Raw genomic sequence first — 12,233 nt, 5'->3', positions numbered from 1 at the left:
CGATCATCGCACCAGGCGGACCGCCACAGCGAGGATCACGAGAATCCCGGCGGCGACGTGAATCGGTGCAGGGGCGAACGTCGCACCGAGCACGAGCACCGCGCCGACGGGCAGCACGGCGACCGGCAGCCCCCTCACACGTGGGCAGACCTGCAGGAACCACACGCTGAGCAGGTAGATCGCGATCGGCACGGTCGTGGCGCTCGCGACGACCATGCCCGGCGCGTGCGACACGTGCAGGTCGTAGTCCACCGACGCGGCGAGGCCGGCGCCGACGGCCGCGACCGATCCGAGGATGAAGTAGTGGCCGTAGCCCCACACGAACGCGCGGCCCAGGTTCTCGGTGGCCAGCTCGCGCGGCGGGGTCTCGAAGTAGATCCACCACAGCGAACACACGATGACCAGGGCGGCGATCGCCAGCGTGATGAGGTTGTGGCCGGTGTCGGCGCCCTTCTGGAACGCGATGGTCGCGGCGAGGATCGACTCGCCGAGCACGATCAGCGTGAACAGGCCGTGCCGCTCGATCACGTGGTGCGGGTGCCACGACGTCGTCGACGGGCGCTCCGCCCACACCGGCAGCAGCATCTCGACGACCACGGCCGCGAAGAACGACGGCAGCTGCGCGCCCTCCGGGATGAACAGCCACCCGACCCACAGCGCTTGGAGCACCCCGACGCCGACGGCGTAGCGCGTCGCGCACGCGCGGTGTCGCGGATCGCCGTGAGCGGCCCGCACCCAGTTCACGACCATCGCCATCCGGATGACGACGTACCCGGTCACCACCAGGCCGAAGTCGTGGTGGTCGAACACCCGCGGGATGCCCGCCGCGACGAGCAGCACGCCACCGATCTGCACCATCGTGGTGAGCCGGTAGAACACGTCGTCGTTGTCGTACGCGCTGGCGAACCAGGTGAAGTTCACCCACGGCCACCAGAGCGCGAAGAACATCATCGAGTACGTGAGCACGCCGGTGCCGAGGTGGTTCTCGGACACGGCGTGGTGCAAAGAGGTGGCGGCCTGCGCGACCGCCACCACGAAGCTCAGGTCGAACAACAACTCCAGCGGGGTGGCGACCCGATGTGCTTCCGCGGAGTCGCGCGCGACCAGTCTTCTCACGCAGGCACCACCATCATTCGGGAGTCGCGCAGGTCGAGTGCGACGCGCGTGCCCGGCTGGTACGCCGACGCCTGGTTGGACGGCTGGTCGACCCGCACGATCTGGTCTTCCAGCTTCACCGAGATCCGGGTGACCGGGCCGAGGAACGCGTGCGTCAGCACGTCACCGACGATGGCGCCGTTCGGGTCGCCCTCGTGCGCGGTGATGGTGATGTCCTCCGGCCGCACGATGATCCGCACGTCACCGGCGAGATCCGTGTCGACGGGGACGGTCACGCCACCGAGCACCACGTTCCCGTTGTCCGCCTTGGCGTGCACGGAGTTCGTGACGCCGACGAACTGCGCGACGAACGCGCTCGCGGGCTCCCGGTACACGACGGACGGGACGTCCAGCTGCTCCAGCCGTCCCTGCGACATGACGCCGACGCGGTCGGAGACGGCCAGCGCCTCCTCCTGGTCGTGCGTCACGAACAGGGTCGTCATGCCGAGCTCGGTCTGGATGCGCCGGATCTCGTCGCGCAGGTTCACGCGGACCTTGGCGTCCAGCGCGGACAACGGCTCGTCCAGCAGCAGCACGCGCGGCTCGATCGCGAGCGCGCGAGCCAGCGCGACGCGCTGCTGCTGCCCACCCGACATCTGGTGCGGGTAGCGGGCACCGAACTGCCCGAGACCGACCAGGTCCAGCAGCTCCTCGACGCGCTTGCCGCGGTTGCCGGTCTTGCGGAGCTTCAGGCCGAACGCGATGTTCTGCTCCGCGGTCATGTTCGGGAAGAGGCTGTAGGCCTGGAAGACCATGCCCATGTCCCGCTTGTTGGCCGGCGTCCCGGTGATCTCCTTACCGCCCACCGTGACCGTGCCGGAGTCCGAGGTCTCGAACCCGGCGACGATGCGCAGCGCGGTCGTCTTGCCGCAGCCCGACGGGCCGAGCAGGCTGACCAGCTCGCCCTCGGCGAGCTCGAGGTCGAGGCCGTCGAGCGCGACGTTGCCGCCGAACGACTTCCGCAGCCCCGTGAGTTCCAGATAGCCCATTTCCTACTCCTCGACCACGGTCTGACGGCGCCGCTGGCCGACATAAGAAAGTGCGAACAAGAGGACGAACGCGAACAGCAGGCACAGCAACGACACCGCGATGGACACGCCCGCGTTGCGCTTGCCCAGCAGGTTCACCTGGACCTGCAGCGTGTCGAAGTTCAGCAGTGAGGCGATGGTGAACTCGCCGAGCACCAGCGCGACCGACAGCAGCGCCGCGCCGATCAGCGCGGTGCGGATGTTCGGCACGACGACCTTGAGCAGCACGGTGAGCCACGACGCGCCGAGGCTGCGCGCGGCTTCCGCCAGCGTCTTCAGGTCGATCGCGGAGAGACCCGCGTCGATCGCGCGGTACGCGAACGGCAGCACCAGCACGGTGTAGGCGAAGGTGAGCGTCAACGCCGAGTCGCCGAAGAAGTAGTTCACCCACGCGTACAGCGGGGCCATGCCGACGACGAGCACGATCGCCGGGATCGCCAGCGGCAGCAGGCAGAGGAACTCCACGAGCCGCTGGAGCTTCGGCAGCCGCAGCCGGATCCACGCCATCGTCGGCACCAGGATCACCAGCATCAGCACCGAGCTGGTGATCGACAGCTCCAGCGACGTGATGATCGCGTCGACGAGGTCGGGGTCCTGGGTGATCTGCGCCCACGAGTCGAGGCTGCGCGTGTCGTTGACACCGCGGGTGGAGAACTCGCCCATCGCGAACAGCGGCAGGAGGAAGTAGAACCCCAGCACCAGCAGGATGATGGTCCGCAACACGCGGCGCTTGGTCAGCGAACCCACTTGGACATCCTCCGCTGCAGCAGGACGTTGACGCCCATGGCGATGCTGACGATCACGACCATGCCGAGCCCGAGCGCCTTGCCCAGGTTCTCCTGGCCGAGCACGACCTCGCCGGTGAGGAATCCGCGGATCTGCAGCGGCACGATCGGACTGCCCTGCGAGACGAGCGCCGCGGCCGTCGCGTACGCCGAGAAGGCGTTGGCGAACAACAGGAGCAGCGCGCCGAGGAACGGCGGCACCAGGATCGGGCCGCCGACGTGGCGCCAGTACGTCCAGCTGGTCCCGCCGAGGCTGGCCGTCGCTTCCCTCCACTGTGGACGCAGGCCGTCCAGCGCGGGGAGGAACACGATGACCATCAGCGGGATCTGGAAGAACGTGTAGACGAGCGTCAGTCCTGGCAGCTCGAAGAGCCACGCGCTGCCGGCGAACAGGTCGATGCCAACGTTGTCACGCAGGAACTGCGTCACGAAACCCTGGAAGCCGACCGTCGCCAGGAACGCGAATGCCAGCGGCACGCCGCCGAACTGCGCGAGCACGCCGGACGCGGCGACGACGATCCGCCTCAGCAGACCTTCCGGCTTGCCGACGGCGACGGCCCAGGCGAGCAGCGCACCGAACACGGCGCCGATCAGCGCGGTGAGCGCGGACAGTTCGACGCTGCGGATGAACGCCTGCAGGTAGACGCCCTTGGTCAGGTCCGTCAGGTTCTGGAACGTGAAGGCGCCGCTGGAGTCCTGAAAGGACCCCGCGAGCACCAGAATCGTCGGGTACACCAGGAAAATACCGACGAACACGAGGAACGGCAGCGCCACCAGGTACGACAGTGCCGAAGACCGGCCGGCGGCCCCACTCTTCGTGGGACCGCCGGGTTTGGTCGAGATCGGGGCGACCGCGGTCATCCCACCGCCTGTGCCCAGGTGGCGGTCAGGACCTGCTTGGCCTTGTCGGCCTGCGCCTGCGTCTGGAAGACCTGCTTGCCCTCGGTCTTGGGCAGCTTGGCCTTCGCGTCCTTGTCGGCCTTGTCGCCCATCTTGTCGAGGCGCACCGGGCGGGACAGGCCCTTCAGGTACAGGTTCTGGCCCTCGTCGGAGTACAGGAACTCCTGCCACAACCGCGCGGCGGCCGGGTGCGGGGCGTCCTTGTTGATCGCCTGGTTGTAGTAGCCGCCGATCTGCGCCTCGGTGGGCACGACGACCTTCCAGTCGATCTTGCCCTGCAGCTTCGCGGTCTGCGCGGCGTTGGTGTAGTCCCAGTCGATGACGACCGGCGTCTGACCGGACTCGATCGTCGCGGGCGACGGGTCGACCGGCAGGAAGTTGCCCGCCTGCTTGAGCTGCTTGAAGAACTCGACGCCGGGCGCGATGTTGTCCGCGTCGCCGCCGTTGCCGAGGCTGGCCATGACGACACCGGCGAACGCGGCACCGGCCTGCGTCGGGTCGCCGTTCAGCGCGACCTTGCCCTTGTACTCGGGCTTGAGCAGGTCCTTGACGCTCGCCGGCGCGGGCACCTTGCCGGCGTCGTAGCCGATCGACATGAAGCCGCCGTAGTCGCCGTAGTACGCGCCGTCCGCGTCCTTCAGCTCGGCGGGGATGTCGTCCCACGTGCTGACCTTGTACGGCGCGAACAGGTCCTTGTTCGCCGCGGCGACGTTGAGACCGAGGTCGAAGACGTCCGGCGCGCGGTCCTGGCCCTTGAGGGACTTGGCCGCGTTGATCTCCTCCTGGCTGGAGCCGTCCGGCTGCGCCGAGTCGATCTTGACGCCGTACTTGGCCTCGAACGCCTTGATGATCTCGCCGTAGTTCGCCCAGTCCGGCGGGAGGGCGATGACGTTGAGCTTGCCCTCCTTCTTGGCCGCCTCGATGAGCTTGTCCATGCCGCCGAAGTCACCCGCGGACTTGGCCGTCGCGGCGGCACCCGTTCCGCCGTCCTTGGCGGGCGGCGTCCCGCAGGCGGCGAGAGCCACAGCCAGAGCACCGATACCGATGAGCCTGCCAACACGTGTCACTGGCTGCACCTTCCTCCTCGAAGCACGGTTCGGGAGCTTTCGCGACCCTGAAGATGCCTGTCAAGCTGGGCGCGCCGACCGTGACCGGTTCGACTCTTCGGGTGAATTCCACATTGCCTAGCGGTGATCGAAAGCCGTGGCGAAAGTGTCCAGTTGTTGCCAGTGGTCTTCCGTGATGCCCGTGCTCGGGTCGACGGACCCCATTCGCGGGATGTCCGGGTGCAGACGCCGGTTCAGCGGCCCCCGGCCAGGGGGACCTCTGCTTTGCTCTGCCGTGCGACACCGACAATTTCGGCCGAGCTGGTGTGGATCAGTTCCGAGGTCCGGACTGAGGTCCAAAGCCCTCGTCGAGCAACACCAATGGCCGCACTTCGTCGTCCCCCGTATCTGAGCGCCCAACCGATCCCTCCACTTCGCCAGGAGGTGATTCGGATGAACAGCCGAATCCTGTTGTTGCTGATGAGCACCGCGACCGTGGCCGCGTGCGCTCGCCCAACCCCACCGGAGGCCGCGCCGACACTCGGCGCCTCCGAGTCCCACGTGCACGTCTCCACCTCTGTCGACGCGTTCACGGACACATCGGTTGCCGAACCGACCACCACCAAGCCGCCCGCTCCCCCACCGCCACCGCGCACGACCACCACCACGACGACCAAACCACCTCCCCCACCACCGCCCCCGGAGCGGTGGGCGCTGAGCAACCCGAACCGGGTGTCCGCGTCGCAGGTGATCGGCGCGACGCTCGGCTCCGTCGACCCGTTCTCGCTCTGGGCGGACTTCTGCCCGCAGCGGAAGCTGTGCGTGAACATCGAGTACGAGCTGCTCCCCGGCCTGGACAAGGCGGAGAACGGCAGCATCACCGCGGTCCGCATCCCCGACCCGCTGCACGAGGGCGGAACGGTGACCTACGTGTTCAGGCCGAACGATGTCGAGCCCGAGCCCACGCCGTGACCGGCCGCGGGTAGCGGGACGCGGGCCGCAGGACACCAACGCACCGGCGAAGGCGTTGCGGATCTTCGGGTCGATCCTGGCACCCACGACGGTGCTGACCGCGCTGCTGTTCTACTTCGGCAACCAGCACGCGAACTGGTTCTGCAGGTGGTTCGGCGTCGAGTACACGACACTGGGCCTGACCGCGTCGGACTACCTGATCCGCTCGTCGGACGGCATGTTCGTCCCGCTCGTGGCCGTCGCGTGCACGGGACTCGCGGCCCTGTGGGGTTCGCGCCTGCTCAAGGCGGTGCTGCCGCCGCGCCGCTGGCGGCAGCTGCTGCGGTGGGCCGTGCCGGTGGCCGTCGTGCTCGGGGTGGTGCTGATCTCGGTGGGGCTCAGCGGTGTCGTGGCACCGTCGTGGCTGTACCGCCTGGCGGGCCTGCCCGGCCTGTGCATCGCGACGGGGTTCCTGCTGTTCCCGCTGGCCGACCGGCTCCACCTGGTCCGCACCGGCCGCCGCGCCGCGCAGGCGACCGCGGTCGCGCAGTGGACGTTCACGTTCGTGCTCGTCACCATCGGCCTGTTCTGGGCGGTGACCGACTACTCGGCCGCGGTCGGCGAGAACCGCGGCTACCAGGTCGAGCTCGAGCTGGCGTCCCAGCCGCAGGCCGTCGTGTACGCCGCCAAGGACCTCGGCCTGCGCGGGCGCGGCATCACCTCGTCCGTCTGCGCGGAGGGTGCCGCGTACCGCTACCGCTACGACGGCCTGGTGCTGGTGCTGCAGTCCGGCGGCTCGTACTTCCTGCTGCCGCGCTCGTGGAACCGAGCCGACGGCGTGGCGGTGTTGTTGCCTCGGACGAACGACGTGCGCGTCGAGTTCTCCCCGCTCGGCGCGTCCCGTTCCGCCGAATGTTGATGTTCGCCAGGCGTGCGGCCGTTCGCACGCCTACGATCCGCCTCATGGGGCATCTCCTTCGCCGCCTGGCACCGTTGCTGCTGTGCATCGCCGTCGTCGGAGGCTGCGCCTCGCTCGGTGACGTGATGGACCTGAGCAAGCGCGTGCAGGACGCCGGCTACCGCGACGTGTCGGTGAACCACAGCTCGAACAACGGCTTCGACTCCCTGTCGATCTCGGCGTCCGGCAAGTCCGGCGCCGACCCCGACGAGATCGGCCGCATCGTCTGGGACACCTACCCCGAGCACATCGACGAGCTGCGCCTCGACCTCGACGGAAAGCCGCTGGTCGCAACGGAAGCCCAGCTGCGCAGCGCGTTCGGCGACCGCAAGGTGACCGAGAAGCCCGACGACGACGAGGCCGCCGCCAAGCAGATCGTCATGTGGGTCGGCATCGGGATCGCGGTGTTCCTGCTGCTGGTGATCGGCGTGATCATCCTGATCATCGTGCTGGTGCGCCGCTCCAAGCGCCGCCGCATGCCGCCGCCCCCGCCGCAGTACCCGCCTTACTACCAGCCGTAGCAACGGAAAACGCCCCGCCGGTTCTCACCGACGGGGCGTTCCTCTGTGGACCTTGCCAAGCTTGCTCCAGCCACGAACCCGATCGAGTTGGCGGATCGCCTCAGCCACGGACGGGGTCCGGGGCGGCGAGCCCCGGCTGGGGGTCTGGGGGCTCGGCCCCCGGAAAACACGAGGAGCGAGGCAGGTTCGCGCTTTCCGCGAACACACCTCGCTCCTGAGCGAGTGGACGATACAGGGATTGAACCTGTGACCCCTACCGTGTCAAGGTAGTGCTCTCCCGCTGAGCTAATCGTCCGAGCGGATGACGAGACTCGAACTCGCGACCCTCACCTTGGCAAGGTGATGCGCTACCAACTGCGCTACATCCGCTTGCGCCCCGGTTTCCCAGGTGCAGACGAAACTTTAACGGACGCCTCCGCCCTCTTCCAAATCGGTAAGACCGCACTGAGACCACGCCCCCATTGCCATGCGCGCGACCTGCGCGAGTTCCTCCCGAGTCGCCCCATCCCTGGCCCGCTGCGACATCCCCTGGATGACCGCGGCGAAGTACCCGGCCAGCGCGTTGACATCGGCGTCACCGGGCAGTTCGCCGCCCTCACAGGCGACACGAAGCCGTTCCCGGAAAACTTTCACGTTGGCGTTGCGCAGCTCACGCAGGAACGCCTCGACCTCGGCGTCCTGCACCGCGACGTTGGTGGCCGCGCTGATGGTCAGACATCCGGCGGGATGAGCCGGGTCGGGGTAGATGTCGGCCGCCTCGCGGAGGATGCGCGCGAACGCGCCGAAAGCCGTCGGCTCCTCGGCCAGCGCCTCGGCCATGAACGCCCCGACGGGTGAACGCCCGTAGGTGTCCACGACCTCCGCGAACAACGCCCGCTTGTCCCCGAACGCGGCGTAGAGGCTGCCGGGCCGGATCCCCATCGCCTCGGTCAGCTCGCTGACGGACGTGCCCTCGTACCCGCGCCGCCAGAACAGCTCGATGGCCGCACCCAGCGCAGCGTCTCGGTCGAACCCGCGTGGACGTCCCCTCATGCCCGTCATTCTAGAACGCTCGCTCAAGAAGTCGTGTTACGGTGTTTCTTGAAGGATCGTTCAACAAATGGGGGAACATCGTGCTGGCAGGCAAGATCGCGCTGGTCACCGGCGGCAGCAGGGGCATCGGCAGGGCCATCGCGGAACGACTGGCGCGCGACGGCGCCACCGTGGGCATCACGTACGCCCGCGACGAGGCGGCGGCCGCCGAGGTCGAGGGGAAGGCGTTCGCGGTGCGCGCCGAGTTCGGGAGGCACGGTGACGCGGCCGCGCTGTGGGAGGCGTTCGACGCGCACGCGGGCCACGTCGACATCATCGTCAACAACGCGGCCATCGGCCGCAGCTCGGACCTGGCCGGCCTCACCGAGGACGACTTCGACGAGGTGTTCGCGGTGAACGTCCGCGCGCCGTTCTTCGTGGTGCGCGAAGGCCTGAAGCGGCTGCGCGACGGCGGCCGGATCATCAACATCTCCAGCGGCGCGGCCCGGATCGCGATGCCGGAGATCATCGCCTACAGCTCGACCAAGGGCGCGCTGGACACGTTCACCCTCAACCTGGCCAAGGAACTGGGCCCGCGCGGCATCACCGTCAACTCGGTGGCACCCGGCATCGTCGACACCGACGTCAACGCGAACTGGTTGCGCGGCAACGCCGAAGCCGAGGCGCACGCGGCTTCGCTGGCCGCGCTGGGCCGGGTCGGTCAGCCCGAGGACATCGCCGACGTGGTGGCGTTCCTGGCATCCGACAACGCCCGCTGGGTGACCGGCCGGGTCGTCGACGCGACCGGCGGCGCCGGACTGTGATCACCGCGCGGGAGCTTTTCCGCCGAGTGGCAACCGATCGGCGCACGCGAGCGTCACCATCGAGCGGTCTGCAGTGGACGTACGCGCGGCACGTCGCGCAGGCGGAACGCGACGCGGCTGCTGGTGTGGACGGACCGTGCCGCGGCGCGTCGGCCATGATCGCCACCAACGGCTGTCCCGCCCCGTTCGGCCCGGCGCGCACCGTGGACATGGTGCGCGGACTGGTCCGCGGCCATCACCGACGCCATCGTGAAGGACAAGCCGTCGACGATCGTGATGTCCTTCTTCTCACGCAAGGAACTCGCCGACGACCAGAGCGGCCGCAGCCAGACCCTGAAACCGATGATCGCCGCGGCGCTCTAGGCCTGTCGGCGTTGGAACCTCGCGCCACCGTCGACGAGCTCGACGGTGGCCGGGGTCGACGGGCCGAGCCGTTGAGCGCTGTGGAGCAGCGCCGCGTGCACCGTGCAGTCGCACTGGGCGTCCTCCCACCGCGGACAGTCGCGGAGCGCGGTGCGGAGCCGTTCGACGTCCTCGGGCGCGACGACGTGGACCCAGGCCAGGTCCCACGGATCGTCGTAGGACCAGCAGTCGTGGCTGAACGACTCCAGCCTGCCGGTCCCGCAGGTCGTGCAGACCGCGACGAACGTGTAGCAGAACGCGTTGTTGTGCCCCTCCATGCCGTGCGGGATGTACAAGTGGCGGAGCGCCACCAGCAACTTCGTCTGACCGGAGCACTCCGTCGCCGCACACGGCCAGCTGCCGTTCTTGCTCCGATCGGTCTCCTTCGAGAACTTGATGCCCAAGTGCTCCTCGTCGTAGTTCTTGGGCACCTTCACCACCGGCTTGGGCGGGTCGGCCAGCAGGGCGGTCAGCTCCTCGCGGCGACGCGGCCTGATCAGGTCGCGCGCGGTCTTGCCCGCGTTGTCGACGAGCGAGCGGTCGGCACCCGCGCGCAGCAGGCGCTCGACGATGCGGGGGTAGCCGTGGACGGCGGCCTGCATGAGCGGGGTGCGGCCGTTGTCGTCGCGGGCGTCGACGTGCGCCCCGGCCTCGATCAGGAAGTCCACCGCCGGCGCCTGGTTCAGCATGGCTGCGGTGCCCAGGCCGGTGCGCCCCCAGGCGACCTCCTCGAGCTCGCTGCCTGCCGCGAGAAGCGCCTGGACCACGTCGACGTGACCGCCACCGGCCGCGGCCACCAGCGGTGACCTCGCCGCCCGCGGGCTCGCACCCGCCTGCAGCAGCCGGCGGAGCACGTCGAGGTACCCGTAGTTGGCCGCGAAGTACAACGCGGTCAGGCCGTCGTCGTCGGCCTCGTCGGGCGACACGCCGCGCGCCAGGAGGGCGTCGGCCAACGGGACGCTGCCGTAGTAGCCGGCCTTGATCAACGCGGTCGCGCCGGTGTACTTCCACCGGGCGCTCGCGGACGCGCCGCGCTCGAGCAGGCGCAGCCCGGTGTCGACGTGGCCGTTGACGATCGCGTGCATCATCGGCGTGCCGATGCTCAGCGGCGTGTCGACGTCGAGGCCGGTGTCCAGGGTTGCCAGGACGATGTCGGTGTCGCCACGCCGGCAGGCCTGCTCGAGTCGCGCCTTCGGATCGGCCGAGTACGGAATCAGCGGCCTCGGGGCGTCCGCGACCTCGTCGGCGGTCAGTCCGTACTCGGTGCGCGCTCGAGCGACCGCGGCGCGCAGTACGTCCCGGTCGTTCCAGTACCGGTCGAACATGTCGTACCGCTCGTCCAGGAACCCCAGTGCGACGGCCTGCGACCACTGGACGTTGTCCTCGGTGCCGCCGTCGTGCCAGTCGGTCGGCGCGCGCAGCATGTCGCGCATCACCGGCGCGAACAGCTCGGGCTCCCAGTGGTCCTGCAGGAGCTGGACCAGCAGGCACCGCTGCAGCCACGTGTCGAGCCGCCCGTAGAGCCACAGCAGGTCTTCCAGCACCTCGGGCGTGACCTCGTCCCGAGCGCTCTCGACACCCACGGCATCGCCGCGCACCACGAACGGGCTGAACCAGTCGACATCCTTCACGGCGGGCAACGTAACTCCGGCCCACCACACCGATGCCACATCACCCGGCGCCTGCCCGGCGCCACCGCGCGGGGCTCATCCCGTGCACCTTCCCGAACGTGCGGGCGAAGTAGCCGGCGTCCGGAAAACCGACCTGCCGGCCGATGTCGCTGATGGGCAGCTCGGTCGCGGCCAGCAGGCGCCGCGCCTGGACCATCCGCCGCTCGGTGATCCACTCCTGCACGGTGCGTCCGGTCCGCCTGCGCACGGTCGAGGTCAGGTGGCCCGGCGAGATGCTGACCGCGGCGGCCACGTCGCGCAGCGACAACGGTTGCGGATAGCGCCGCTCGATGACCTCGAACACCTCGGCGAGCAGCGGTTCGGAGTTCTCGCGCAGATCGCCCACGACGTCGGCGGCGAGCCGGGACACCCCGACCAGCATCAGCACCAGGTGCGCCAGCACGGCCTCCCGGTACCCGTCCCGGCGTTGCGCCAGCTCGTCGTGCAGAGCCTGGATCCGGCCGCTCCACTCGGGCCGGTCCGGCTCGGGCACCCGCAGCCGCAGCGCGCCGATCGCTCCGCCGCGGACGAACGGGAACAGCAGCGGGTGCGTGCGCCACGCGAGGTGGGCGCCGGGGACGTCCGGGCCGAGCGCGTCGGCGGTGAAGAACACGCCCCAGCCCTGAGCATCTTCCAGGTCGGTGGCGTGGACGCGCCCCATGACGTCGCCGGGCGCGATCACGAACAGGTCGCCCGCCTCGATCGGCCATGCCCGCCGGCCGGTGCGCAGCATCCCCCCGGTGGTCTGGAAGTACGCCAGGCCGGGGAAGTCGTGCGAGTGCTCCTCGAACGAACCGTTGATCCGCCAGCCGTGCTCGAGCTGCCAGGTCGCCACGGGCAGCTCGCCGGGCGCGGGCAGCATCGAGTAGCTCGCCGGCCGGTCCCGGCTGGGCGCTGTTCGCACGGTCTTCACCGTCGAATCGTCCCATTGGAGCCACGGATCGGTACAGGTCCGCAGGTCCAAGAGCGGCCAGAATGGTTG

The 12,233-nt window shown here is 69.2% G+C and carries 12 protein-coding genes and 2 tRNA genes; 4 read left to right on the top strand and 10 right to left on the bottom strand.

The genetic code is table 11. From position 1 onward, the window contains the following. Positions 1-3: 3 nt before the first annotated feature. From FKR81_RS13035 to FKR81_RS13015, 5 genes are read right to left on the bottom strand one after another with little or no spacing between them, the layout of a single operon-like run. Positions 4-1,116, bottom strand: coding sequence for a low temperature requirement protein A (locus tag FKR81_RS13035; protein WP_146351504.1), 1,113 nt, complete (start codon positions 1,114-1,116; stop codon positions 4-6). Next, positions 1,113-2,144 (bottom strand): ABC transporter ATP-binding protein, encoded by a 1,032-nt coding sequence (locus FKR81_RS13030; RefSeq protein ID WP_146351501.1) that lies wholly within the window; start codon positions 2,142-2,144, stop codon positions 1,113-1,115. Before FKR81_RS13030 ends, FKR81_RS13035 begins: the two co-directional genes overlap by 4 nt. 3 nt (positions 2,145-2,147) lie before the next feature. Next, positions 2,148-2,930 (bottom strand): ABC transporter permease, encoded by a 783-nt coding sequence (locus FKR81_RS13025; protein WP_235921507.1) that lies wholly within the window; start codon positions 2,928-2,930, stop codon positions 2,148-2,150. Continuing rightward, on the bottom strand, positions 2,918-3,829 hold the full coding sequence (locus FKR81_RS13020) for an ABC transporter permease (protein ID WP_235921506.1): 912 nt from the start codon (positions 3,827-3,829) through the stop codon (positions 2,918-2,920). The genes FKR81_RS13025 and FKR81_RS13020 overlap by 13 nt, the downstream gene beginning before the upstream one ends. Continuing rightward, positions 3,826-4,935: an ABC transporter substrate-binding protein gene (locus FKR81_RS13015; protein WP_146351498.1), complete on the bottom strand. Its 1,110-nt coding sequence runs from the start codon at positions 4,933-4,935 to the stop codon at positions 3,826-3,828. The genes FKR81_RS13020 and FKR81_RS13015 overlap by 4 nt, the downstream gene beginning before the upstream one ends. A gap of 432 nt (positions 4,936-5,367) precedes the next feature. Between FKR81_RS13015 and FKR81_RS43550 the strand changes: the two genes are divergently transcribed. From FKR81_RS43550 to FKR81_RS13000, 3 genes are read left to right on the top strand one after another with little or no spacing between them, the layout of a single operon-like run. Then, complete coding sequence (locus FKR81_RS43550) at positions 5,368-5,886, top strand: hypothetical protein (protein WP_186762952.1); 519 nt, start codon at positions 5,368-5,370, stop codon at positions 5,884-5,886. Further along, positions 5,861-6,784 (top strand): hypothetical protein, encoded by a 924-nt coding sequence (locus FKR81_RS13005; protein WP_146351492.1) that lies wholly within the window; start codon positions 5,861-5,863, stop codon positions 6,782-6,784. The genes FKR81_RS43550 and FKR81_RS13005 overlap by 26 nt, the downstream gene beginning before the upstream one ends. Positions 6,785-6,828: 44 nt before the next feature. Further along, positions 6,829-7,344, top strand: coding sequence for a hypothetical protein (locus FKR81_RS13000; protein ID WP_146351489.1), 516 nt, complete (start codon positions 6,829-6,831; stop codon positions 7,342-7,344). A 223-nt stretch (positions 7,345-7,567) separates the two neighbouring features. Here the strand turns inward: FKR81_RS13000 and FKR81_RS12995 are convergent. From FKR81_RS12995 to FKR81_RS12985, 3 genes are all read right to left on the bottom strand, one after another. Continuing rightward, positions 7,568-7,639 (bottom strand) — tRNA-Val (locus FKR81_RS12995). Between the two features lies 1 nt (position 7,640). Next, positions 7,641-7,713, bottom strand: a tRNA-Gly gene (locus FKR81_RS12990). Between the two features lie 33 nt (positions 7,714-7,746). Then, a complete protein-coding gene (locus FKR81_RS12985; RefSeq protein WP_146351486.1) occupies positions 7,747-8,376 on the bottom strand; it encodes a TetR/AcrR family transcriptional regulator in 630 nt (209 codons plus the stop codon). A gap of 80 nt (positions 8,377-8,456) precedes the next feature. On the opposite strand from FKR81_RS12985, the gene FKR81_RS12980 reads away from it, so the two are divergent. Continuing rightward, positions 8,457-9,179 (top strand): SDR family oxidoreductase, encoded by a 723-nt coding sequence (locus FKR81_RS12980; protein ID WP_328593140.1) that lies wholly within the window; start codon positions 8,457-8,459, stop codon positions 9,177-9,179. 359 nt (positions 9,180-9,538) lie between these two features. Here FKR81_RS12980 and FKR81_RS12975 read toward each other — a convergent pair whose 3' ends face one another. Next, positions 9,539-11,212, bottom strand: coding sequence for an ankyrin repeat domain-containing protein (locus FKR81_RS12975; protein ID WP_146351483.1), 1,674 nt, complete (start codon positions 11,210-11,212; stop codon positions 9,539-9,541). A 40-nt stretch (positions 11,213-11,252) separates the two neighbouring features. Beyond that, the gene (locus FKR81_RS12970; RefSeq protein WP_186762950.1) at positions 11,253-12,164 is read right to left on the bottom strand and encodes an AraC family transcriptional regulator; all 912 of its coding nucleotides are present in this window, start codon (positions 12,162-12,164) and stop codon (positions 11,253-11,255) included. Between the last annotated feature and the right edge of the window lie 69 nt (positions 12,165-12,233).

This window comes from Lentzea tibetensis (assembly GCF_007845675.1).
In the GTDB taxonomy this organism is placed as follows: Bacteria; Actinomycetota; Actinomycetes; order Mycobacteriales; family Pseudonocardiaceae; genus Lentzea; species Lentzea tibetensis.
Note: the sequence above shows the minus strand (reverse complement) of the source record. Positions and strands in the feature narration are given on the sequence as shown.